The sequence below is a fragment of the Brevundimonas sp. genome (genome assembly GCF_965227765.1).
Classification (GTDB): Bacteria; Pseudomonadota; Alphaproteobacteria; order Caulobacterales; family Caulobacteraceae; genus Brevundimonas.
The window spans coordinates 272,748-294,660 of sequence record NZ_OZ245778.1 but is presented as its reverse complement, the minus strand read 5'-3'; the positions used below and the strand labels follow the sequence as shown (position 1 = coordinate 294,660).

At 67.2% G+C, this 21,913-nt stretch carries 22 protein-coding genes; 12 read left to right on the top strand and 10 right to left on the bottom strand.

Annotation, left to right across the window (positions count from 1 at the left end; translation table 11 throughout):
- Window positions 1-85 precede the first annotated feature (85 nt).
- The 4 genes from groES to ACO05L_RS01400 all read left to right on the top strand — a co-directional run bounded on the left by groES (window position 86) and on the right by ACO05L_RS01400 (window position 5,216).
- The gene (gene groES, locus ACO05L_RS01415; protein WP_421730400.1) at window positions 86-370 is read left to right on the top strand and encodes a co-chaperone GroES; all 285 of its coding nucleotides are present in this window, start codon (window positions 86-88) and stop codon (window positions 368-370) included.
- Between the two features lie 85 nt (window positions 371-455).
- A complete protein-coding gene (gene groL / locus ACO05L_RS01410) occupies window positions 456-2,105 on the top strand; it encodes a chaperonin GroEL (protein ID WP_421730399.1) in 1,650 nt (549 codons plus the stop codon).
- 334 nt (window positions 2,106-2,439) lie between these two features.
- Window positions 2,440-2,706 carry a GIY-YIG nuclease family protein gene (locus tag ACO05L_RS01405; protein WP_421730398.1) on the top strand — a complete coding sequence of 89 codons (267 nt, stop codon included), beginning with the start codon at window positions 2,440-2,442 and terminating at the stop codon, window positions 2,704-2,706.
- Between the two features lie 77 nt (window positions 2,707-2,783).
- Window positions 2,784-5,216, top strand: coding sequence for a DNA translocase FtsK 4TM domain-containing protein (locus ACO05L_RS01400; RefSeq protein ID WP_421730397.1), 2,433 nt, complete (start codon window positions 2,784-2,786; stop codon window positions 5,214-5,216).
- 6 nt (window positions 5,217-5,222) lie between these two features.
- Here ACO05L_RS01400 and ACO05L_RS01395 read toward each other — a convergent pair whose 3' ends face one another.
- Window positions 5,223-5,642 (bottom strand): hypothetical protein, encoded by a 420-nt coding sequence (locus ACO05L_RS01395; protein WP_421730396.1) that lies wholly within the window; start codon window positions 5,640-5,642, stop codon window positions 5,223-5,225.
- 241 nt (window positions 5,643-5,883) lie between these two features.
- Here ACO05L_RS01395 and ACO05L_RS01390 point away from each other — a divergent pair, with 241 nt between their 5' ends.
- The 3 genes from ACO05L_RS01390 (at window position 5,884) to ACO05L_RS01380 (ending at window position 8,333) form a co-directional block, all read left to right on the top strand.
- Window positions 5,884-6,519 carry a LolA family protein gene (locus tag ACO05L_RS01390; RefSeq protein ID WP_421730395.1) on the top strand — a complete coding sequence of 212 codons (636 nt, stop codon included), beginning with the start codon at window positions 5,884-5,886 and terminating at the stop codon, window positions 6,517-6,519.
- A gap of 383 nt (window positions 6,520-6,902) precedes the next feature.
- Window positions 6,903-7,700, top strand: a complete 798-nt coding sequence (gene xth, locus ACO05L_RS01385) for an exodeoxyribonuclease III (protein WP_421730394.1) — start codon at window positions 6,903-6,905, stop codon at window positions 7,698-7,700.
- A 6-nt stretch (window positions 7,701-7,706) separates the two neighbouring features.
- A complete protein-coding gene (locus ACO05L_RS01380; protein ID WP_421730393.1) occupies window positions 7,707-8,333 on the top strand; it encodes a YczE/YyaS/YitT family protein in 627 nt (208 codons plus the stop codon).
- Here ACO05L_RS01380 and ACO05L_RS01375 read toward each other — a convergent pair.
- Together ACO05L_RS01375 and ACO05L_RS01370 are read right to left on the bottom strand one after the other, a co-directional pair.
- On the bottom strand, window positions 8,330-9,016 hold the full coding sequence (locus tag ACO05L_RS01375) for a response regulator transcription factor (RefSeq protein WP_421730392.1): 687 nt from the start codon (window positions 9,014-9,016) through the stop codon (window positions 8,330-8,332). The genes ACO05L_RS01380 and ACO05L_RS01375 overlap by 4 nt on opposite strands.
- A 60-nt stretch (window positions 9,017-9,076) precedes the next feature.
- Entirely contained in the window at window positions 9,077-9,796 is a 720-nt protein-coding gene (locus ACO05L_RS01370; protein ID WP_421730391.1) for a YggS family pyridoxal phosphate-dependent enzyme, read from the bottom strand.
- Here ACO05L_RS01370 and ACO05L_RS01365 point away from each other — a divergent pair.
- The gene (locus ACO05L_RS01365; RefSeq protein WP_421730390.1) at window positions 9,795-10,463 is read left to right on the top strand and encodes a thiamine phosphate synthase; all 669 of its coding nucleotides are present in this window, start codon (window positions 9,795-9,797) and stop codon (window positions 10,461-10,463) included. The two genes, ACO05L_RS01370 and ACO05L_RS01365, sit on opposite strands and share 2 nt — an antisense overlap.
- Here ACO05L_RS01365 and ACO05L_RS01360 read toward each other — a convergent pair.
- Window positions 10,460-10,819, bottom strand: coding sequence for an NtrZ family periplasmic regulatory protein (locus tag ACO05L_RS01360; RefSeq protein WP_421730389.1), 360 nt, complete (start codon window positions 10,817-10,819; stop codon window positions 10,460-10,462). The two genes, ACO05L_RS01365 and ACO05L_RS01360, sit on opposite strands and share 4 nt — an antisense overlap.
- Before the next feature lie 394 nt (window positions 10,820-11,213).
- Here ACO05L_RS01360 and ACO05L_RS01355 point away from each other — a divergent pair, with 394 nt between their 5' ends.
- From ACO05L_RS01355 to holA, 4 genes are all read left to right on the top strand, one after another.
- Window positions 11,214-11,672: a DUF3576 domain-containing protein gene (locus ACO05L_RS01355; RefSeq protein ID WP_421730388.1), complete on the top strand. Its 459-nt coding sequence runs from the start codon at window positions 11,214-11,216 to the stop codon at window positions 11,670-11,672.
- A gap of 210 nt (window positions 11,673-11,882) precedes the next feature.
- Window positions 11,883-14,438 (top strand): leucine--tRNA ligase, encoded by a 2,556-nt coding sequence (gene leuS / locus ACO05L_RS01350; RefSeq protein ID WP_421730387.1) that lies wholly within the window; start codon window positions 11,883-11,885, stop codon window positions 14,436-14,438.
- Window positions 14,439-14,446: 8 nt separating this feature from the next.
- Entirely contained in the window at window positions 14,447-14,929 is a 483-nt protein-coding gene (gene lptE / locus ACO05L_RS01345) for an LPS assembly lipoprotein LptE (RefSeq protein ID WP_421730386.1), read from the top strand.
- Window positions 14,930-14,933: 4 nt separating this feature from the next.
- On the top strand, window positions 14,934-15,986 hold the full coding sequence (gene holA / locus ACO05L_RS01340; protein ID WP_421730385.1) for a DNA polymerase III subunit delta: 1,053 nt from the start codon (window positions 14,934-14,936) through the stop codon (window positions 15,984-15,986).
- A gap of 4 nt (window positions 15,987-15,990) precedes the next feature.
- On the opposite strand, the gene ACO05L_RS01335 is transcribed toward holA, so the two are convergent.
- The 6 genes from ACO05L_RS01335 to mnmE form a co-directional block, all read right to left on the bottom strand.
- Window positions 15,991-16,185, bottom strand: a complete 195-nt coding sequence (locus ACO05L_RS01335) for a hypothetical protein (protein ID WP_421730384.1) — start codon at window positions 16,183-16,185, stop codon at window positions 15,991-15,993.
- 26 nt (window positions 16,186-16,211) lie between these two features.
- Window positions 16,212-17,105, bottom strand: coding sequence for a ParB/RepB/Spo0J family partition protein (locus ACO05L_RS01330; RefSeq protein ID WP_421730383.1), 894 nt, complete (start codon window positions 17,103-17,105; stop codon window positions 16,212-16,214).
- Between the two features lie 65 nt (window positions 17,106-17,170).
- Window positions 17,171-17,998, bottom strand: coding sequence for a ParA family protein (locus ACO05L_RS01325; RefSeq protein ID WP_421730382.1), 828 nt, complete (start codon window positions 17,996-17,998; stop codon window positions 17,171-17,173).
- Window positions 17,988-18,632, bottom strand: coding sequence for a 16S rRNA (guanine(527)-N(7))-methyltransferase RsmG (rsmG, locus tag ACO05L_RS01320; RefSeq protein ID WP_421730381.1), 645 nt, complete (start codon window positions 18,630-18,632; stop codon window positions 17,988-17,990). The genes ACO05L_RS01325 and rsmG overlap by 11 nt, the downstream gene beginning before the upstream one ends.
- Complete coding sequence (mnmG, locus tag ACO05L_RS01315; RefSeq protein ID WP_421730380.1) at window positions 18,632-20,551, bottom strand: tRNA uridine-5-carboxymethylaminomethyl(34) synthesis enzyme MnmG; 1,920 nt, start codon at window positions 20,549-20,551, stop codon at window positions 18,632-18,634. The genes rsmG and mnmG overlap by 1 nt, the downstream gene beginning before the upstream one ends.
- 54 nt (window positions 20,552-20,605) lie before the next feature.
- Window positions 20,606-21,913 carry a tRNA uridine-5-carboxymethylaminomethyl(34) synthesis GTPase MnmE gene (gene mnmE / locus ACO05L_RS01310; protein ID WP_421730379.1) on the bottom strand — a complete coding sequence of 436 codons (1,308 nt, stop codon included), beginning with the start codon at window positions 21,911-21,913 and terminating at the stop codon, window positions 20,606-20,608.

Genomic DNA, 21,913 nt, shown 5'->3' with positions numbered 1-21,913 from the left:
TTAGCACTCGTGAGGACCGGCTGCCAAAAGCCGACCCCGAGCCGCTTGCGAGGAAACTTTGAAGTTCACATCGGAGAATATGCAGATGGCGTTTCGTCCCCTCGGCGATCGCGTGCTGGTCAAGCGCGTGGAAGAAGAATCCAAGACCAAGGGTGGGATCATCATCCCCGATACGGCCAAGGAAAAGCCCCAGGAAGGCGAAGTGATCTCCGTCGGCCCCGGCGTCCGTGACGATTCCGGCAAGGTCAACGCCCTGGAACTGAAGGCCGGCGACCGCATCCTGTTCGGCAAGTGGTCGGGCACCGAGGTCAAGCTGGAAGGCGAAGACCTGATCATCATGAAGGAATCCGACGTCCTGGGCGTGCTGTAAGCACACCGATGTCCCGGGCGTGCTGTAAGCACACCGACGTTTCGACGACCTTCCTCAACGAAATCAATATTTAGGAGCTGCCCGCATGGCCGCTAAAATCGTACAGTTCAACACCGACGCACGCGACAAGATGCTGCGCGGCGTCAACGTCCTCGCCAACGCCGTCAAGGTGACCCTGGGTCCCAAGGGCCGCAACGTCGTGATCCAGAAGTCCTTCGGCGCCCCGCGCTCGACCAAGGATGGCGTGTCGGTCGCAAAAGAGATCGAACTCGAAGACGCCTTCGAGAACATGGGCGCCCAGATGATCCGCGAAGTCGCTTCGAAGACGAACGACAAGGCGGGCGACGGCACCACCACCGCCACCGTCCTGGCTCAGTCGATCGTGCAAGAGGGCCTGAAAGCCGTCGCCGCCGGCATGAACCCGATGGATCTGAAGCGCGGCATCGACAAGGCCGTCACCGCTGTCCTCGCCGACATCAAGGCCTCGGCCAAGAAGGTCGAGAACAACTCCGAGATCGCCCAGGTCGGCACCATCTCGGCCAACGGCGACGCTGAAGTCGGCGAAATGATCGCCAAGGCCATGGCCAAGGTCGGCAACGAAGGCGTCATCACCGTCGAAGAAGCCAAGACGGCTGAAACCGAGCTGGACGTCGTCGAAGGCATGCAGTTCGACCGCGGCTACCTGTCGCCCTACTTCATCACCAACGCCGACAAGATGGAGGTTCAACTCGAAGAGCCTCTGATCCTGCTGTTCGAAAAGAAGCTGTCCTCGCTGCAGGCCATGCTGCCGATCCTGGAAGCCGTCGTGCAATCGGGCCGTCCGCTGGTCATCATCGCCGAGGACATCGAAGGCGAGGCCCTGGCCACGCTGGTCGTCAACAAGCTGCGTGGCGGCCTGCGCGTCGCCGCCGTCAAGGCGCCGGGCTTCGGTGATCGCCGCAAGGCCATGCTGGAAGACATCGCCGTCCTGACGGGCGGCCAGGTCATCAGTGAAGACCTGGGCATCAAGCTCGAGAACGTCACCATCGACATGCTCGGCAAGGCCAAGAAGGTCACGATCACCAAGGACGACACCACCATCGTGGACGGCGTCGGCGGCAAGGAAGAGATCGAAGCCCGCATCGGCCAGATCAAGAAGCAGATCGAGGACACCACCTCTGACTACGACAAGGAAAAGCTGCAGGAACGTCTGGCCAAGCTGGCCGGCGGCGTCGCCGTCATCCGCGTCGGCGGCTCGACCGAAGTCGAAGTGAAGGAAAAGAAGGACCGCGTCGACGACGCCCTGAACGCCACGCGTGCAGCGGTTGAAGAAGGCATCGTCCCCGGCGGCGGCATCGCCCTGCTGAAGGCTTCGAAGGCTCTGGACGGACTGAAGGGCGACAACGCCGATCAGACCGCCGGCATCGCCATCATCCGTCGCGCCATCCAGGCCCCGATCCGTCAGATCGTGGAAAACGCCGGCGTCGAAGGCTCGATCGTGGTCGGCAAGGTGCTTGAAAACGCCTCGGCCACCTACGGCTTCAACGCCCAGACCGAAGAGTACGGCGACCTGGTCGCCATGGGCGTGATCGACCCGGCCAAGGTGGTTCGCACCGCCCTGACCGACGCCGCCTCGGTGGCCTCGATCCTGATCACGACCGAAGCGGCCGTGGCCGATGCACCCAAGAAGGGCGGCGCCGGCGGCGCTCCCGACATGGGCGGCATGGGCGGCGGCATGGGCGGCATGGACTTCTAGTCCACGCTTCTCCTACGCTGAACAAAGAGAGGGCGGGTCCAGCAATGGGCCCGCCCTTTTTGTTGCATCAAACCCTTCTCCCTTTCGTCATCCTCCGGCAAGCCGCGCCTTCGCGGCGCAGACCGGGGGACCCAGCGGCGCCGAAGGCGACCCTTGAGCTGAGGCGTGTGACAGGTCCCGCTATCGCGGGCCGCTGGGTCCCCCGGTTCCGCTGCGCGGCCCGGAGGATGACGAAAGAACGGTGATCGCTTAGGTTACACCCATGCCGACGCATCGCACTTTTATTGCGACCTACATCATGGCTAGCCAGCGGAATGGGACGATCTATGTCGGTATGACATCGAACCTTTTCGCCCGGGTCTGGAAGCACAGGAATGGAACTTTCGACGGGTTCACCAAGACATACGGTTGCGACCGTCTGGTCTGGTTCGAGCGCCACGTCTGGGTCACTGAAGCCATCCAGCGCGAGAAGCGGCTGAAGAAATGGCGGCGCGACTGGAAGCTGAAGCTGATCGAGGACGCCAACCCCGGATGGGACGATCTGGCGGCGGACTGGTATCCGGTCAACGATCCCGACTGGCGGCCGCCGGTTGAAGACTGATCGGACGGTAAACAGCCCCTTAACCCTGCCTGGGCGACAAGGGCGGTTCCTGTGTGTCGGCTGGAGTTCGCCTGCCCATGTCCGCCGTTCTCGTCCTTGGCAATCGCGCCTGGTCCAGCGCCCGCATTCTGTGGGACGCGCCCTTTGTGGTGCGGTTCAGGGGGGTGTTGCAGGCCCTGCTGGCGAGCCTGTTGCTGGTGGCCCTGATCTCGTGGAACCCGGCCGATCCCAGCCTGAATGCGGCCTCCTCCATGGCGGCGACCAACTGGCTGGGGGCGAACGGCGCCCTGTTCGCCGACCTGTTCATGCAGAGCCTGGGCCTGGCCGCCTGGCCCGCCTGCGTCCTGCTGATCGCCTTTGGACTGGCCGGCGCCATCGGCGAGGCCATCCAGCAGAGGCTCAAGCCCACGCCGCTGAAGGCCCTGTCGGCCAGCGCAGGGGTGCTGTTGCTGTCGGCCGCCCTGTCGGCGCCGACCGAGCCCGCCGCCTGGCCCCTGGCCTCGGGCCTGGGCGGGTTGTGGGGCGACGGGGTCTCGGGCCTGGCCATCGCCGGGCTGACGGCCCTGAGGATTCCGGGCGGGGCGATCATCGTCGGGGTGCTGTTCGCGGCCCTGGGCCTGTGGGCCTGCGGCTATGCCGTGGGTCTGAGGACCGCCGACTTCACCGACACCCTGGACTGGAGCAAGACCCTGCGTCGCACGCCGGCGGCGCCGGAACCCACAGCCGCCCGCAAGCCTGCGCCGCGCAAGGCCCGACCCGCGCCTGAACCCACGGACGAGACCCCGGCGAACGAACGGACCGCCGCCGTCGCCTCGCCCCGCGCCAGCGCCGCAGCGGCCGATCTGGACGACGACACCCCGCCCTGGGACGAGCCCGAGGTCGAGCCGGTGCTTCAGCCCGTGACCCGCGCCAGCGAGCCCCGCGTCGCCGCGCCCAAGGCCCCTCGCCCCAGCAAGAAGGCCGTCGACGACGACCAGATCGGGTTCGAGTTCACCCGTCCCGAAGGCGCATTCGACCTGCCGCCGCTGGGCATGCTGTCCAAGCCCGCCGCCCGCTCCGGCGCGGTGGACGAAGAGGCGCTGAAACAGAACGCCAAGATGCTGGAAGGCGTGCTGGCCGAGTTCGGCGTGCGCGGCGTGATCGACCAGATCCGCCCCGGCCCCGTCGTCACCCTGTACGAACTGGCCCCCGCGCCCGGCGTCAAGCACGGCCGCGTCGTCGCCCTGTCCGACGACATCGCCCGGTCGATGTCGGCCCGCGCCTGCCGCATCAGCGTGGTTCAGGGGCGCAACGCCATCGGCATCGAACTGCCCAACGCCAAGCGCGAGACCGTCTATTTGAGGGACCTCTTGTCCTCGGGCGAGTTCGACAAGAAGTCCCATCTGCTGCCGCTGGCCCTGGGCGAGACCATCGGCGGCGAGCCCTATGTCGCCGACCTGGCGCGCATGCCCCACCTGCTGATCGCGGGCACCACCGGCTCGGGCAAGTCGGTCGGGGTCAACGCCATGATCCTGTCGATCCTGTATCGCCACTCGCCGGCCGAATGCCGCTTCATCATGATCGACCCCAAGATGCTGGAGCTGTCGGTCTATGACGGCATCCCGCACCTCCTGGCGCCCGTCGTCACCGATCCCAAGAAGGCCGTCGTCGCCCTGAAATGGACGGTGCGCGAGATGGAGGACCGCTATCGCCGCATGTCCAAGCTGGGGGTCAGGAACGTCGCCAGCTACAACGAGCGCGCCATCGAGGCCCAAAAGAAGGGCGAGCATTTCGAGCGCACGGTCCAGACCGGCTTCGACGACCAGGGCCGCCCGGTCTATGAGAGCGAGAAGATCCGCCCCGAGCCCATGCCCTATCTGGTCGTGGTCATGGACGAGATGGCCGACCTGATGCTGGTCGCCGGCAAGGACGTCGAGGGCGCCGTGCAGCGCCTGGCCCAGATGGCCCGCGCCGCCGGCATCCACCTGATCATGGCCACGCAACGCCCGTCGGTCGACGTCATCACCGGCACCATCAAGGCCAACTTCCCGACCCGGATCTCCTTCCAGGTCACCTCCAAGATCGACAGCCGCACCATCCTGGGCGAGCAGGGCGGCGAGCAGCTGCTGGGTCAGGGCGACATGCTCTACATGGCCGGCGGCGGCCGCATCACCCGCCTGCATGGCCCGTTCGTGACCGATCAGGAGGTCGAAGAGGTCTGCAAACACCTGCGCGCCCAGGCCGAGCCCGACTATCTGGACCTGATCACCGACGATCCCGATGGCGACGGCGACAACGCCATGGGCGGCGAGGACGGCGGGGGGTCATCGGGCGACGACCTGTACGACCGGGCTGTGGCCGTGGTCACCCGCGACCGCAAGGCCTCGACCTCCTACGTCCAGCGCCGCCTGCAGATAGGCTATAACCGCGCCGCCTCCCTGATCGAACGGATGGAGCAGGAGGGCGTGGTCAGCCAGGCCAACCATGCCGGCAAACGCGACGTGCTGGCGGGTCCGCCGCCGATGGGGTGAGGCGGCTCAGGCTGTGCGTCTCGCACGGCTGAGCCCCAGAGACATCACGGCGACGAACAGGCCAAGGGCCACCAGGCTGATGCTCTGGGCGCGGTCGGGAGCCGTCACCCCAAAATCTACAGGCCCAACGGCCTGCAGCGCCGCCTGAACATTCATTTCGCCATAGGCGGCGCCGAGCAGACCGATGGCGACTGCGAGCAAGGATACAATCCCAGCAAGCGCCGCTTCACGCAGCAAGCCTCCGATCACCCCCGTCATCGCCAGCAGCAGGACCACAACGGCCGCCATCTTCATCACCACGGACATCTCAAGAAGGACGGCGAGTGGTGAAACGCCGGACATGAAGGTCGCAAAAAGCCAAATCTCGATCACCAGCACCACGGCGAGCGCAATGACGGTCCCGACAAAAATCGTATTCGATCGCATGAGTGAATCCCCCTGCGGCCATTTCGATGGCAATCACAAAGCCTGTCAAACCCCGTAGGCCCGGCTGCGCTGCAAAAGCATAGGCGAAACCTCGACCCTTGCACCGCGTTTAGGCCGCTCACGCCTGAACAGACCTTCATCCCGGCGCCGGAATATGGTCTGGCTTGGGCCATATCGACGCCAAGGCCGGTCGCGATAACGGCAGGATCAACGCATCATCCCGAACGGGAGGAAGACCTCAATGACCGTCTCACGCCGCCAACTGGGTTTTGGCATCGCCGCCATCTCCGCGCTCGCCGCCCTGCCGGCCGCCGCCCAGACCGGGCTGTCCGCCGATGATCAGGCCGTGCTGGCCACCGCCCAGGCCAATCTTCAGAACCTGACCTCGGCCCAGGGCAATTTCGTCGAGACGGGCGCGGGCGGCCAGCGCCGGACCGGTCGCTTCTATCTGCAGCGTCCGGGCAAGATGCGGTTCGAGTATGCTGACCCCGCCGGCCTGCTGGTGGTGTCGGACGGCCACAACGTCAAACGCTACGATCCGCGCCTGAACGTGTTTCGCCAGGTGCCGCTGAGCCAGACGCCGCTGTCGACCTTCCTGGCCCGGACCGTGCGCCTCGATCAGGGGGTTCGCATCGACCGCGTCACCCGGATGCAGTCGGGCGCCTTCGCCATCACCGCACGCGATAATCGCCGCCCCAACGACGGATCTGTCATCCTGGCCTTCGCCGGTAACCCGCTGAGGTTGCAGGAGTGGACCATCACCGATGCCCAGGGTGGTCGCACGCGGACGCAGCTTACGACGCTGAACGCGGCGCCAAATCTGGCCAATAGCCTGTTTCAACTGAATGATCCGACGCGCCGGCCCGGACGGAACTGATTGTCGCGATTTGGTGATCGTGGTTCTTGGAGCACAGGCAATTGGGGTTTGTGACGATTTGACTTATTTCCAGGGTCGTGACATCAAGAACACAGAGCGACGGCGGTCGCTCGATCCGCATCGGACGTCATCCCCTCCCGAACGCGGCCTCTGAGAGAGACTGAACTTTACGCCCGGCGCCTCGCGCGCCGGGCGTTTTTTCATGTTTCCAACGTGTCGCTTCGCGACGCGCATTCTGCGCAAGACCGCTAACGCTCGCGACGCGGTCGCTCGCTGCTTGAGCGGGAGCTTTCTTGAGGCGCAATCGGTCGGCTCGCGGCTTGAGCGCAGTCTTGCCGGGTTAGCAGTCGCCTTGAGCGAACGGCCCCGCTAGAAGCGCCCGCATGACCCTTCGCATCGCCACCTGGAATATCAATTCGGTCCGTCTGAGGATCGAACAGGTCGCGCGGTTCGTGAGCGAGGCGAACGTCGATGTCCTGTGCCTGCAGGAGATCAAATGCCTGGAGGACCAGTTTCCCAGAAACGCCTTTGTCGACATGGGGGTGCCCCACCTGAAGGTGGCGGGTCAGAAGGGCTGGCACGGGGTGGCCATCGCCTCGCGCCTGCCGATGGAGCCATCAGACACCTTTCAGTCCTGCAAGCTGGGCCACGCCCGCTGCGTTTCGGCGCGCATCGCCGGGATCGACGTGCAGAACTTCTACATCCCCGCCGGCGGCGACGAGCCGGATCGCGCGCTGAACCCCAAGTTCGATCACAAGATGGACTTCTACGAACAGCTGACCGCGACGGTGGCGGCGCAGGACAAGTCGGCCCGCCTCCTGATGTGCGGCGATTTCAACATCGCGCCGTCCGAGTTCGACGTCTTCAACCACAAATTCATGCTGAAGGTCGTCAGCCACACCCCCGGCGAGATCGAGACCTTGCGCAGGCTGCAGCAGGCCGGCGGTTTCCATGACGTGGTGCGAGACGCCTATCCCGAGCCTCAGAAACTGGCTTCGTGGTGGAGCTATCGGGCCAAGGATTTCCGCGTCTCGCAGCGCGGCCTGCGCCTGGACCATATCTGGACCTCGCCCGGCCTGACGCCCTCGGTGGTCCCGCAAAGCGCCGTCATCCACGAGCCGGTCCGGGCCTGGGAACAGCCCAGCGACCACTGTCCCATCACGGTCGATCTGGACCTGTAGAGCCGCATGACCCTGGCGCGTCGCCTGATCCAGCTGTTCGTCGGCCTGTTGTTCTATGGCCTGTCCATCGCCCTGATCGTGCGGGGCGACCTGGGGCTCGACCCCTGGAACGTCCTGACCCAAGGCCTGTTCGAGCGGTGGGGCCAGGCCATGGGCATCAGCTTCGGCATGATCGTCAACCTGCTGGGCGTCGTGGTGCTGCTGCTGTGGATCCCCCTGCGCCAGAGGCCGGGATTCGGCACCGTCGCCAACGTCGCCCTGATCGGCCCGGCGGCCAATCTGTTCCTGGCCCTGATCCCGGCGGATATGCCGATCGCGGTGCGCGCCGTCCTGTTGGTGTCGGGCATCGTTCTGACCGGCCTGGCCAGCAGCGCCTATATTGGCGCGGGCCTGGGGGCCGGCCCGCGCGACGGACTGATGACCGGCATCGTCGCCCGCACAGGCTGGCCGGTGAAATGGGTCCGCACGGGGATCGAGCTGGTCGTCGTCTGCGTGGGCTGGATCCTGGGCGGATCGGTCGGCCTGGGCACCGTGCTGTTCGCCCTGAGCATCGGGCCGCTGGTCCACGTCTTCCTGCCGATGTTCACGATCAGCGAGAAGACGGGCCGCGACGCGAAAGAGACCGCCGTCTAGGGCTGTAGTCGGTATCCGCCCGCATCGGTCAGCAGCAGGCGCGCCTGGCCGGGCTCGGGCTCGATCTTCTGGCGCAGACGATAGATGTGGGTTTCCAGGGTGTGGGTCGTGACCCCGGCGTTATAGCCCCAGACCTCGGTCAGCAGCTCCTCGCGCGACACCGGCTTGGCCCCGGCGCGATAGAGGTATTTGAGGATGTTGGTTTCCTTCTCCGTCAGCCGGATCTTCTTGCCGCGCTCGTCCAGCAGGATCTTGCCGGCGGGGCGGAAGGAATAGGGGCCGATGGCGAAGACGGCGTCCTCGGACTGTTCGTGGCTGCGCAGATGGGCCCGGATGCGGGCCAGCAGCACGGCGAAGCGGAAGGGCTTGGTGACATAGTCATTGGCCCCGGCGTCGAGGCCCAGCACCGTGTCGGAATCCGAATCCTGGGCCGTCAGCATGATGACCGGGGTCGAGACCCCGTCCTTGCGCAACAGGCGGCAGGCCTCTCGCCCATCCATGTCGGGCAGGTCGATGTCCAGCAGGATGAGGTCGGCGCGGATCTCTCGACCCAGGCGAACGCCCTCGGTCGCGGTCGCGGCCTGGACCGTCCGGAACTCCTCGTGCAGGGCCAGCTGTTCAGCCAGCGCCTCGCGCAGGTCGTCGTCGTCGTCGATGATCAGCAGGGTCTTTGGCGTGGGCATATGCAGACAATGGCGAGGCTTCAGGGCGACGCCAAGGCCGAACCGAAAAATCGTGTCGATTCAGGTGGCAGGCGACGGGGTGCGAACGCCGAAAAGCGCGGTTCCGATCCGGACATGGGTGGCGCCGAGACGAATTGCCGCCTCGTAGTCCCCGCTCATGCCCATCGACAGGGTCTTCAGCCCATTGCGGGCGGCGATCTTGGCCAGCAGGGCGAAATGCAGGATCGGCTCCTCGTCCGCCGGGGGAATGGCCATCAGGCCCTCTATCTCTAGGCCGTGTTCGCGGGCCGCGGCGATCAGGGCGTCGGTCTCACCCGGCAGGATACCGGCCTTCTGGGGCTCTGCGCCCGTATTGACCTGGATCAGCAGGCGGGGCGTCCGTCCGACCTTTTCGATCGCCTTGGCCAGGGCGGGCAACAGGCTTTCCCGGTCGACGGTCTCGATGACGTCGAACAGGGCCACGGCGTCCTCGGCCTTGTTCGATTGCAGCGGGCCGATCAGGCGCAGTTCGAGGTCGGACAGAGCGGGGCGGCGCTCGCTCCAGCGGCCTTGCGCCTCCTGCACCCGGTTTTCGCCGAACACCCGCTGGCCAGCGGCCAGGATGGCGTCGATGGCCTCGGGACTCTGCGTCTTGGACACCGCCGTCAGGGTGACGCTGGCCGGATCGCGCCCGACCGTGCGGGCGGCGGCGGCGATGTGGTCATGCACCTGGGCCAGGTTTGCGGCGATGCCGCCTTCGACGGTGGACGGGGGCGACGAAGCGGGGGATGAGGAAGCCATGGATCTCCCGGACAAGGCTAGGACGCTGTGGGACGCCGCCACGGCGCTGAACCAGCGGTGGCGGGACGCGCAGCCTGTAGCGCGCGGCGGCGCGGCTGTCAGCCGGATTGGCCGCCTGCCGCCCCTGCTGTTCATGACCGATCCCCAGCGGACGCCCGCGCCCTGGGTCACCGCCGCCGCCCTGCCCGCCGGGGCCTGTGTGGTGTTCCGCCATTTCGGCGCCAGCGACGCCGCGGCGACCGCGGACCGGCTGAGGGAGGTGACGCGTCAGGCCGGGGTTCAGCTGCTGATCGGACAGGACGCGGATTTGGCGGAACGGGTCGGCGCCGATGGCGTGCATCTGGCCGAGCGTGATCTGAGCCGGGCGCAGGATCTGAGGCGGCGCTGGCCCGCCTGGCTGCTGACCGGCGCCTGTCATGGCGAGGCGAGCGAGACCGCTGGTCTGGACGCCCTGGTGATGTCGCCGGTGTTTCCCGCCGGCGGAGCGTCGGCGATCAAGCCGCCGCTGGGCGTTGAGGCGTTCACGGCCCGCGTGGGGAAATCCCCCCTGCCCGTCTATGCCCTGGGCGGGATCACGGCGGCGAACGTCGGACAGCTTGCCGCCAGCGGCGCGTGCGGAATCGCAGGCGTAGCGGCGATCAGCGAAGCCTTTGCGGCCTCAACCTAGAATTTGAAGATGGATTCCAGCCGGATGCGCGGCTGCGAGCGGCGGTCCGTTTCGGGGGCGCGGGCCGGGTCGGCTTCGGGCGAACCCAGGCCAGCGGCGGCGCCGACGCTGAGGCGCGGGTTCAGCCGGTAATAGGCGCCGGCCTCGACATCGCCCCACTGGGCCTCGCGGCCGACCGGCTGGTTCATGTTGAAGTCCAGACCCCAGCGGCCGTTCTGGTTCCAGCGCAGGCCACGACGCGGGGTCGTGGTGGTCGCGCCGCTGCGCTGGCTGGCGGCGGCGTCGGAGAGAGACACGCTGGGGGTATGGGTGCGCGACTGCGCCGCGGCCTCGCCGGCCACGGTCGTCAGAGCCATCAGGCTCACTAGCGCTGCGATGATCCCGAAGACCCGCATTTCCAACCCTTGGGCGTCATCGGATGACGACGCATGAAACCTGAACCGACGTTTTCGTCGTGAGCCAAGGAAGTAGACACCCCAGGCTCGCCCGGTCAACGCAACGTAGCGGAAAGATTCAAGTTCCGGGCGACTCCGGTCCAGCCTGTGGCCCAAGCGTCACGGGCAAAGGCGATGGAACTCGCAGACCTGGGGCCTCGACAGCCATCCAGCGGTGCGAAGGCTGAGCCGAACCCGGTGGCGCCAGACACGGTTCGCCTTGTCATCGCCCCTTTTGGACGTGTTATAGAACGTCGCTGCGGCGCCGATGCATCACATGGGCGACGCAACGCCAATCTGAATGGAGAATTCCTTGATGGCCCCCTCTAAAGCGGTGATCCGCGGCGCAACGGTCGTCGTCATCGCATCCGGCCTGATGCTTTCCGCCTGCGGCGGCGTGCGCGTGCCCTTCACCGGGGGCGACAAGAAGCCGAAGGCCAATGTCCAGCAGGGCATCGGCGTGAACGGCTATCTGTGGCGCGCGACGCTCGACACGCTCAGCTTCATGCCCCTGCTGACCGCTGATCCGTGGGGCGGGGTCGTCAACTACGACTGGTACGTCAATCCGCAGACGCCGAACGAGCGTTTCAAGGCCACCGTCTTCATCCTCGACACCCGTCTGCGGGCCGATGCGCTGAACGTGACCGTGACCAAGGAAGTCAAGGACGCCGCCGGCGCCTGGACCAGCGCCCCCGTCGCCGCCCAGACCGAGACCGACCTGGAAAACGCCATCCTGACCAAGGCGCGCCAGCTCAATCTCGCCAACGCAGGCTAGGCGCTTTCGCGCCGACGACTTTCCGATCCCGGGCCCTGTCCCTTGCCTCTCTTGCTGAGCCCGGGGGGCGGGGCCTGATTTCCTTGGGCATGCGCGTCCTTCGGGCTATGTGAGCGCGAGGGCGTGTCGCCCTCTTCGCTTGGGCGCTATCGCCCTTCGGGCTACTTGAGCGCGAGGGGCACGGAGCCCCTCTCCGCCCTCAGGATTCCCGTGGCCCGTTACGAACCCAAGACCGCTGAACCCCGCCAGCAGGCGCGCTGGGCGGAGGCGAACGCCTTCGTCACCAAGGACACGGGCCGTCCGAAATACTATGTCCTTGAAATGTTTCCCTATCCTTCGGGGAACATCCACATGGGCCACGCCCGCAACTATGTGATGGGCGACGTGGTGGCGCGTCACAAGCGCGCCCAGGGCTTCGACGTGCTGCACCCCATGGGCTGGGACGCGTTCGGCATGCCGGCCGAGAATGCGGCCATGGAACGCGGCATCCACCCCAAGGGCTGGACCTACGACAACATCGCCCAGATGCGCGAACAGCTGAAACTGCTGGGCCTGTCGCTGGACTGGTCGCGCGAGTTCGCCACCTGCGACCCGGAATACTACGGCAAGCAGCAGGCCTGGTTCCTGGAGCTGTTCAAGCGGGGCCTGGTCTATCGCAAGGACGGCATGGTCAACTGGGACCCCGTCGACAACACCGTCCTGGCCAATGAACAGGTCATCGACGGCAAGGGCTGGCGCTCGGGCGCCGTGGTCGAGAAACGCAAGCTGAACCAGTGGTTCCTGCGCATCACCGACTATGCCGACGACCTGATCGAGGGCCTCAAGGATCTGGATCGCTGGCCCGATAAGGTCCGGTTGATGCAGGAAAACTGGATCGGCCGCTCCAAGGGTCTGCAGATGACCTGGGCCTGGTCGGGCGAGGCGCCGGCTGCGTCGCCTGATGGTCTGGAAATCTACACCACCCGCCCCGATACCCTGTTCGGCGCCAGCTTCATGGGCATCGCGCCAGATCATCCGATCGCCAAGGCCATGGCCGAGGCCGACCCGAAGGTCGCCGCCTTCGTCGCCGAATGCCGTGCGGGCGGCACCTCCACCGCCGACATCGAACAGGCCGAAAAGATCGGCTGGGACACGGGCCTGAAGGTCAAACATCCCTTCACCGGCCATGAGGTCAGCGTCTGGATCGCCAACTTCATCCTGTCGGAATACGGCACGGGCGCCATCTTCGGCTGTCCCGCCCACGACCAGCGGGATCTGGATTTCGCCCGCAAATACAATCTGCCGGTCCAGGCGGTGGTCCGCCCTGAGGGCGCCGGCGACGACTTCGCCGTCGAGACCGAGGCCTATGTCGGCCCCGGCGCCCTGTTCCACTCCGACTTCCTGAACGGCCTGTCCATCGAGGACGCCAAGGCCGCCGCCATCGAACGCATCGAGGCCGCGGGCGCAGGCAAGGGCGCGACCATCTATCGCCTGCGCGACTGGGGCGTCAGCCGCCAGCGCTACTGGGGCTGCCCCATCCCGGTCATCCACTGTGCGTCGTGCGGCGTGCAGCCGGTGCCGGCGGACGAACTGCCCGTGGTCCTGCCCGACGACGTGACCTTTGACGTGCCGGGCAACCCCCTGGCCCGCCACCCGACCTGGAAACACGTCAAATGCCCGTCGTGCGGCGCCGATGCGACGCGCGAGACCGACACCCTGGACACCTTCGTCGATTCCAGCTGGTACTTCGCCCGCTTCACCGACCCGACGGCGGATGCGCCCATCGACAAGGCCGCCGCCGACCGCTGGCTGGCCGTGGACCAGTATATCGGCGGGGTCGAGCACGCGGTCCTGCACCTGCTCTATGCCCGGTTCGTGACCCGCGCCCTGGCCGATGTGGGGATGCTGTCGGTCAAGGAACCCTTCGCCGGCCTGTTCACGCAAGGGATGGTGGTCCACGAGACCTATCGCCGGGCCGACGGCGCCTGGGTCGAGCCCACCGACGTGGACCTGAAGAACGACGCCGGCGTGCGCAGCGCCCGCCAGCTGTCGACCGGCGAGAGCCTGGTCATCGGCGACATCGAGAAGATGTCCAAGTCCAAGAAGAACGTCGTTGCGCCCCAGGAAATCCTGGGCAGCCACGGCGTGGACGCCGGTCGTCTGTTCGTTCTGTCCGACAGTCCCCCCGAGCGGGATGTGCAATGGACCCCCGGCGGCGTCGAGGGCGCCAGCCGCTTCGTCCAGCGCGTCTGGGCCGAGTTCGATGGTTATGACGCCTCGGCCGCCGGGACCGAGGCCGCCAACGCCGCCCTGGTTCGCGAGACCCACAAGGCCATCAAGGCCGTGTCCGAGGGCGTCGAAGGCTTCCGCTTCAACTCTGCCATCGCCAAACTCTATGCCTTCCTGGCGACGGTGCGCGACGCCAAGGACGCGGGCGGCGACGCCAAACGTCAGGCCCTGTCCGCCCTGGCCCGTCTGATCGCCCCGTTCACGCCCCACCTGGCCGAGGAATGCTGGGCCCGGTTGGGTGAGGCCGGCATGGTCCTGGACGCGCCCTGGCCCGTCTATGACGCCGCCCTCGCCGCTGACGACGAGGTGGTCCTGCCGATCCAGATCTCCGGCAAGCGCCGTAGCGAGATCTCGATGCCGCGCGGCGCCGCCAGCGCCGACGTGGAGGCCGCGGCCCTCGCCAACGCCGCCATTCAAGCCTACCTTTCAGCCAACAGTGTCTCGGTGAAGAAGGTGATCGTGGTGCCGGATCGCATCGTCAACCTGGTGGTCGGCTAGTGCGCGGGGTGCGTGTCGTCGCCGCCGTTCTCGCTATCACGGCGGCGACGCTGGTGTCGGCGTGCGGATTCACGCCCCTGTACGGCGATGTCGGCGGATCGCCGGTGCTGTCGCGCATCGCGGTCTCCACGCCCGACGACCGGCTGGGTTATCGCCTGCGCGAACAGCTTGAGGACGCCTTTGGCCGCAGCCCCGGCCAGCCGCCCCTCTATCGGCTGGAGACCCAGGTCGAGCAGGACCGCATCCCGCTGGGCCGCCGGATCGACGACACCGCCACCCGCTATCAGCTGACCGTGCGCGCCGCATGGACCCTTGTGTCCCTGAGCGGCGGCGAGCCCCTGTCCGGCGTCGAGACGGCCACACTGACCTATGCCGCCGCCGACCAGCCCTATGCCGCCATCGCCGCCCAACAGGACGGCGAGGAACGCGCCGCCGCCGAGCTGTCGCGCCTGATCCGCATCGACATCCTGCGCGCCCTATCGGGGCGCTAGACCCATGATCCTGGCCAAACGGCCCGACGTCGATCGCTTCCTGGCCCGACCCGATCCGGCCATCCGCGCCGTGGTCATCCACGGCAAGGACCGGTCCGGCGTCGCCGAGCGCGCCACGGTCCTGTGCAAGGCCATCACCCCCGACCTCAACGACCCCTTCAACGTCACCGTCCTGACCGATACGGACATCGACGGCGACGAGGCGCGGCTGGAAGAGGCCCTGACAGCGCTGAGCATGATCGGCGGGCGTCGCCTGGTGCGCGTCCGGCTGGGCGGGGAAAAGGCCTCGGTCGACAAGATGCTGGCCGCCGCCTTGAAGACCCACGCCGATGGCGGTTTCAACCCCGACGCCATGCTGGTGGTCGAGGCGGGCGCCCTGGGCCGGGATTCGGCGCTGAGGAAGGCCGCGGAAGCCTCAAAGGCCGCCGCCAGCATCGCCTGCTATGAGGACGAAACGGGCGACGTGGCCCGGATGACGCGCGAGGCCCTGGGCGCCGACAAGGTCGGGTTGACCTCCGACGCCCTGGAGCGGTTCGTGTCACGCCTGCCGCGCGAGCGGGGCCTGATGCGCCAGGAGATCGAGCGCCTGGTCCTCTATGTCGGGCCGGGCTCGGGGCGCACCATCGATGTCGAGGAGCTGGAGGCGCATCTGGGCGTCGAACCCGACGCCTCCCTGCAGGATGCGGCGCTACAGGCCTTCGGCGGTCGCCCTGCCCCGTCCCAGGCCGGCCTGCGCCGCGCCCTGGCCGAGGGCGAGAGCGCGGTCATGGCCGTGCGCCAAGCGTCGATCCATCTGGGAAAACTCCGACGGATCAATGTCTTGCAGGGTGCGGGGGCCGGAGCCAAGGAGGCCGCCAAGTCCGCCGGGGTGTTCTGGAAGCAGGAGGCCGAAATGCTGCGCCAGGCCCGGTCCTGGCGGCTGGAGGACCTCGATATCGTTCAGGACAGCGTCAATGTCGCCGATGTGGCGACCAAGACCACGGGAATGCCCGAGGCCCTGATCGCCGAAAGGCTGCTGCTGGAAATCGCCGCCCGCGCGCGACGACTGGGGCTCTAGAGGCCTAGCCCCGCTTGGACGCCTTGCGGAAGGCGGGCTTGGCCATGGCCGTGTTCTTGGCGTTGACGGCTTTTTCCGGATGCTGACCGGGCTTGAAGGCCGTGCCGCCGCCGCCGCTCCCCGCCTTCTTGGCGGCGAGTACGCGTTTCAGGGCTTCGGCAGCAGTTTCTGAGGCGGGAGTGTCGGGCGTATCGTTCATGTCCCCACCCTAGCACAGGTTGGCGATCAGGAGCGCATCAGACGACGACAAAGGTCGTCCAACTGCTCCAGCGAGGCATAGGACAGGGTCAGTTCGCCCTTACCGCCCTTGTCCGCCACAGACACCTTCAGGCCCAGGGCGTCGGCCAGATCCTGTTCCAGCGCCGCGGTGTCGGCGGAGGGTGTGGAAGACGACCGGGTGGACGCAGGCTTGGGCGTATCGCCAGCCTGAGCCTTGCGGGCCAGGGCCTCGACCTGGCGCACGTTCAGGCCGTCGCGGTAGGCCTGGGCCGCCAGATCGCCGGCGTTCGGGGCCGTGATCAGGGCGCGCGCATGACCGGCGCTCAGCTTGCCCTCACGCACATAGGCCAGAACCTCTTCCGGCAGTTGCAGCAGGCGCAGGGTGTTGGCGACGTGGCTTCGGCTCTTGCCGACGACGCCGGCGACGGCGTCCTGGGTGCGGCCGAACCGCTCCATCAGGGCGCGATAGGCGTCGGCCTCTTCCAGCGGGTTGAGGTCGGCGCGCTGGACGTTCTCGATGATGGCGACTTCCAGCACCTCGACGTCGTCCATCTCTCGGATGACGATCGGCACTTGCGTCAGGCGCGCGGCCTGTGAAGCGCGCCAGCGGCGCTCGCCGGCGATGATCTGCCAGACCCCGTCCTCACCCGGCTGGGCGCGGACCAGGATGGGCTGGAGCACGCCGCGATCGCGGATCGAGACAGTCAGTTCGTCCAGATCCTCGCGGGTGAAGATCTTGCGCGGCTGATCCGGATTGGGCTTCAGGCTCTCGATCGGCGCCATCAGCACGCCGTTGGGCAGGGGCGTACCGCCGCCGCCGGTAACGGCGACCGCCTCTGCGACCGGCTCGCCCAGCAGGGCCGAAAGGCCGCGGCCCAATCCTCTTTGACGTTCAGACACGCGTTGGATTTCCGTTTCTTGTTCTTCAGACGGCCGGGAAGCGATCCTGGCGGGACGATAGAGATTCAGGCGGCCAGTTGCTGGCGGCGACGGCGTTCACGACCGACCACCTCCTTGGCCAGTCGCAGATAGGCCTGACTGCCCGTGCATTTCAGATCATAGATCAGCACCGGCTTGCCGAACGACGGCGCCTCCGACACCCGGACGTTCCGCGGGATCACGGCGTCATAGACCTTGTCGCCGAAGTGGGACCTCACGTCCGCCGCCACCTGACCCGACAGGGCGTTGCGGCGATCGTACATGGTCAGGACCAGACCCTGGATCTCCAGAGATGGATTCAGCGACTGACGCACCATCTCGATAGTCTTCATCAACTGGCTGAGGCCCTCCAGGGCGAAGAACTCGCATTGAAGTGGCACCAGCACCCCATCGGCGGCTGACATGGCGTTGAGCGTCAAGAGGTTCAGCGAAGGCGGGCAGTCGATCAGGACATAGTCATACCGGGTCTGACCTGCCTCGCCATGGCTTGCCAGGGCGTCCCGAAGTCGGAAAGAGCGACGATCGGCCTGGCTGAGCTCGATCTCCACACCTGACATATCTGCGTCGGCGGGGACGATATCGAGGCCCGGGACTGCGGTCTTCACCGCAGCATCATTGATCGAGCGCCCATCCACGACCACGTCGTAGATGGTGATCCGGCGTGTTTCACGTGGAACACCCAGACCCGTGGAGGCATTGCCCTGAGGGTCCATGTCCACGATCAGCACCTTCTCGCCGATGGCTGCCAGGGCGGTGCCCAGGTTGATCGCGGTCGTCGTCTTGCCCACCCCGCCCTTCTGGTTCGACACGGCGAGGACGCGCGTAGGCTTGGGAGCGGATCGGTTAGCGGCCACGGTGAAGGGTCCTTACAGTCACGATCCGTCCACGCGGATCGCTGCGGGACACGGAGAGGTCCGCCTTGAAATGCCAGACCTTGGCTGCCTCCTGCAACTCGGCTTCGGCCTTCTCTCCCTTGAGAAAGAGACCTTGTGCACCGCGCGCCATATAGGGCTGTGCATAACCGAGCAATTTCTCGAGCGGCGCCACGGCGCGAGCCGTCACGACATCGACCTTGATCGCCTGTTCCTCGGCCCGGCCCCAGACCACGGTCGCCGGCAGATTCAACTCATCGACCACGGACTGCAGGAACCGGCAGCGCTTCTGCAGCGAATCGACCAGATGCACGTGGGCGTCGGCGCGGCCCTTCAGCAGGATCGCCAGGACAACGCCGGGAAACCCCGCCCCTGCCCCGAGGTCGGCCCATGTCTTGGCCTCGGGCGCGAGGTCCAGCAACTGGGACGAATCGAAGACGTGGCGGTTCCAGAAGTCCGGCAGACTGTCAGGGCCCACCAGGTTCATGACCGCATTGGTCTCGACCAGAAGCTCTCGGAAGATTTCCAGGTCGGCCATCCGCTCGGGCCAGGCTCCGGTCAGGGCCTGGAAATCATCGGCGGTCATCAGGGCGGCTGTCGTCGAGGCAGGCGACATCAGGCGGCCACCGCCGCGCCCTTGGGCGTCTTTTTCACGTGGGACAGAAGGGCGGTCAGGGCGCCCGGGGTCATGCCCTCGATGCGGCCCGCCTGGCCCAGCGTCAGGGGCCGGATCAGCCCGAGCTTCTCGCGCAGTTCATTCGAAAGCCCGCCGATGGCGGCGTAATCCAGCTCACCGGGCAACTTCAGCCCCTCCTCACGCTTCAAGGCCACAGCGTCCGCCGCCTGACGATCCAGGTATCCGGCATAGCCCGCGTCGATCTGGACCTGTTCGCGTACGGCCAGGCTCCAGCCGGCGATCTGCGGATAGGCTGTGATGAAGTTGTCCAGGGTCACCTCCGGATAGCCGAGCAGGTCACGCACCGAGCGGCGCTGGCCATCGGCATTGACCGAAATCCCAAAGGCTTGCGCCTCCTTGGGCGTGAACCGAGTGTCCCTTGCAAAGGCCGCCGCTTCGGCCAGCTGGATCGACTTGGCCGCAAAGGCGTCACGGCGTGCGGCGCCGACTACCCCGACCTCCACGCCGAGCGGCGTCAATCGTTGATCGGCGTTGTCGGCCCGAAGCGTCAACCGGTACTCGGCCCGGCTGGTGAACATCCGGTATGGCTCGGTCACACCGCGTGTGACCAGATCGTCGATCATGACGCCGATATAGGCCTGGTCCCGCCCCAGCACGATTTGCGGGGCTCCGGAAGCCGAGCGCGCCGCGTTCAGGCCCGCAATCAACCCTTGAGCGCCGGCCTCTTCATACCCGGTCGTGCCATTGATCTGGCCGGCCAGATAGAGACCCGGCAGACGCTTGACCTCCAGGGCCGGGGTCAACTCGCGCGGATCGACGTAGTCGTATTCGATGGCGTACCCGAAGCGCAGGACCTCGACCTGCTCCAGCCCCGGCATGGTGCGCAGGAATGCCAGCTGGGTCGCCGGCGCGACCGAGGTCGAGACCCCGTTGGGATAGACGGATGGATCATCCAGACCCTCGGGTTCCAGGAAGACCTGGTGAGAGGTCTTGTCGGCGAACCGCACCACCTTGTCCTCGATGGAGGGGCAGTAGCGCGGCCCGCGGCCCGACAGATGCCCGCCATAGACGGCGCTCTCGCCCAGGTTGGCGGCGATGATGTCGTGGGTGGCCTGGGACGTATGGGTGATGCCGCAGGCGATCTGGGGCACGTCGATCCGGTCGGTCAGGAAGCTGAAGGGCGCCGGCTGCTCGTCCGCCGCCTGCATCTCCAACCGGTCCCAGGCGATGGTCCGCCCGTCCAGGCGCGGCGGCGTGCCGGTCTTGAGCCGGCCCATCATCAGGCCCGCGCCATAGAGGTCGGCGGCCAGACCGATGGAGGGTTCGTCACCGACCCGGCCCGCAGGCGTCCGCTCGTCGCCGCGATGGATGACGCCGTTCAGGAAGGTGCCGGTCGTCAGCACGACGGCGGCGGCGCGGATCTCCCCCCCCTCCCCGGTGACGACCCCGACGATGCGCTGGCCGTCTTCGTCCCGGATCAGGCTTTCGGCCGTGCCCGCCACCAGGGTCAGGTTCAGCGTCTGGGCCAGCTCAGCCTGCATGGCCTCGCGGTAGAGGCGGCGGTCGATCTGGCTGCGCGGCCCCTGGACGGCGGCGCCCTTTGAACGGTTCAGCAGCCGAAACTGGATGCCCGAGACGTCGCCCAGCCGCCCCATCAGCCCATCCAGGGCGTCGATCTCGCGCACCAAATGGCCCTTGCCCAGCCCGCCGATGGCCGGGTTGCAGCTCATCTCGCCGATGGTTTCCAGCTTCTGGGTCAGCAGCAGGGTGCGGGCGCCGGTGCGCGCCGAAGCGGCCGCAGCCTCGCAGCCGGCATGGCCGCCGCCGATGACGATGACGTCGAAGGAATGGGGGGAAGACATCGCGAGGACATAGGCGAAATGGGCCGAAAACGCCATGGCTAGCGCGTCTTCTCTCCCGCCGCCGGGTCGGTGACGGGAGAGAAGACGTGACTACTTGCCGATGCAAAAGCTGGAGAAGACTTCGCCAAGAATGTCCTCCACCCCGATGGCGCCGGTGACGCGGGCCAGGGCGTCGGCGGCCCGACGCAGGTCGTCGCCGGCGAGTTCCGGCGCGATGTCCAATGCGCGGCGGCCGGCGCCCACGGCGGTCAGGGCCTCGGTCAGACGACGGCGGTGGCGCTCTCGGGTCACAGCGGGGAAGTCGGCGCCCGACAGGTCGCGGGCCAGGCGCTCAGCGATCCAGTCATGCAGAGCGCCCATGCCCTCGCCGGTCGTGGTGCTGACGACGACGGCGGGTCGGTCCGACGGCGGCGCCTCCACACCCAGGTCGGCCTTGGTCAGGACCAGCAGGTCCTCGGGCCGAGCGAAATCGGCGGCGGCGCCGTCCGGGTCGCCGGGCGCGCGGACCCAGATTCTGAGGTCGGCGGCCTCGGCGCGGGCGCGGGCGCGTCGGACGCCTTCGGCCTCGACCACGTCATCGCTGTCGCGCAGGCCCGCCGTGTCGGACAGGGTGACGGCGTATCCGCCGATGACCAGCTCGGCGTCGAGCACGTCGCGGGTCGTGCCAGCGATGGGGGTCACGATGGCTGCTTCACGTGAAACAAGAGCGTTGAACAGGGATGACTTGCCGGCGTTGGTCTCGCCGATCAGGACGATGCGATAGCCTTCCCGCACCCGACGGCCACGATCCGCGTCGGCCAAGGCGGCCTCCAGGTCGGCGATCAGTCCGTCCAGAACTGGGCCGGCGGTCCGGGCCAGGTTGTCGGGGATCTCCTCGTCGGGAAAGTCGATCTCGGCCTCGACCAGGGCAAGGGCCTTGAGCAGGTCGAGGCGGAAGCCCGCATAGGTCTGGCTCAGGGCGCCGTCCAGCTGTCCCAGCGCCTGCCCGGCCTGGGCGGCCGTCTCGGCGTCGATCAGGTCGGCGACCGCCTCGGCCTGGGCCAGGTCCATGCGGCCGTTCTCGAAGGCGCGGCGGGTGAACTCCCCGGCTTCGGCGGGTCGCAGGCCCAGGGCGATCAGGGCGGACGACGCCGCCTCGACCACTGCGCGGCCGCCATGCAGATGCAGTTCGGCGCAGTCCTCGCCGGTATAGCTGGCCGGTCCCGGGAAGCGGAGCACCAGGGCCTGGTCTATGGCGACGCCGGCGTGGGTCAGGGTCCGGACCGAGGCCAGTCGGGGCTTGAGACCACCCGCGCCCAGGTCGGCCAGGGCGGCGTCTGTCCTCGGACCCGACAGGCGGATGATGGCGATGGCGCCCCGGCCGGCAGGCGTGGCGAGGGCGAAGATGGTGTCAGTCAC

Bases quoted from the DNA above. Each gene is read 5' to 3' on its own strand.
- mnmG (WP_421730380.1), bottom strand. From the start codon at position 20,551: ATGGCGTTTTCGGCCCATTTCGCCTATGTCCTCGCGATGTCTTCCCCC.
- ACO05L_RS01370 (WP_421730391.1), bottom strand. From the start codon at position 9,796: ATGGCTTCCTCATCCCCCGCTTCGTCGCCCCCGTCCACCGTCGAAGGC.
- ACO05L_RS01335 (WP_421730384.1), bottom strand. From the start codon at position 16,185: ATGAACGATACGCCCGACACTCCCGCCTCAGAAACTGCTGCCGAAGCC.
- ACO05L_RS01405 (WP_421730398.1), top strand. From the start codon at position 2,440: ATGACATCGAACCTTTTCGCCCGGGTCTGGAAGCACAGGAATGGAACT.
- ACO05L_RS01365 (WP_421730390.1), top strand. From the start codon at position 9,795: ATGGATCTCCCGGACAAGGCTAGGACGCTGTGGGACGCCGCCACGGCG.
- ACO05L_RS01360 (WP_421730389.1), bottom strand. From the start codon at position 10,819: ATGGCTCTGACGACCGTGGCCGGCGAGGCCGCGGCGCAGTCGCGCACC.
- groES (WP_421730400.1), top strand. From the start codon at position 86: ATGGCGTTTCGTCCCCTCGGCGATCGCGTGCTGGTCAAGCGCGTGGAA.
- ACO05L_RS01375 (WP_421730392.1), bottom strand. From the start codon at position 9,016: ATGCCCACGCCAAAGACCCTGCTGATCATCGACGACGACGACGACCTG.
- ACO05L_RS01355 (WP_421730388.1), top strand. From the start codon at position 11,214: ATGGCCCCCTCTAAAGCGGTGATCCGCGGCGCAACGGTCGTCGTCATC.
- ACO05L_RS01400 (WP_421730397.1), top strand. From the start codon at position 2,784: ATGTCCGCCGTTCTCGTCCTTGGCAATCGCGCCTGGTCCAGCGCCCGC.
- xth (WP_421730394.1), top strand. From the start codon at position 6,903: ATGACCCTTCGCATCGCCACCTGGAATATCAATTCGGTCCGTCTGAGG.
- ACO05L_RS01395 (WP_421730396.1), bottom strand. From the start codon at position 5,642: ATGCGATCGAATACGATTTTTGTCGGGACCGTCATTGCGCTCGCCGTG.
- rsmG (WP_421730381.1), bottom strand. From the start codon at position 18,632: ATGTCGCCTGCCTCGACGACAGCCGCCCTGATGACCGCCGATGATTTC.
- holA (WP_421730385.1), top strand. From the start codon at position 14,934: ATGATCCTGGCCAAACGGCCCGACGTCGATCGCTTCCTGGCCCGACCC.
- ACO05L_RS01390 (WP_421730395.1), top strand. From the start codon at position 5,884: ATGACCGTCTCACGCCGCCAACTGGGTTTTGGCATCGCCGCCATCTCC.
- groL (WP_421730399.1), top strand. From the start codon at position 456: ATGGCCGCTAAAATCGTACAGTTCAACACCGACGCACGCGACAAGATG.
- ACO05L_RS01380 (WP_421730393.1), top strand. From the start codon at position 7,707: ATGACCCTGGCGCGTCGCCTGATCCAGCTGTTCGTCGGCCTGTTGTTC.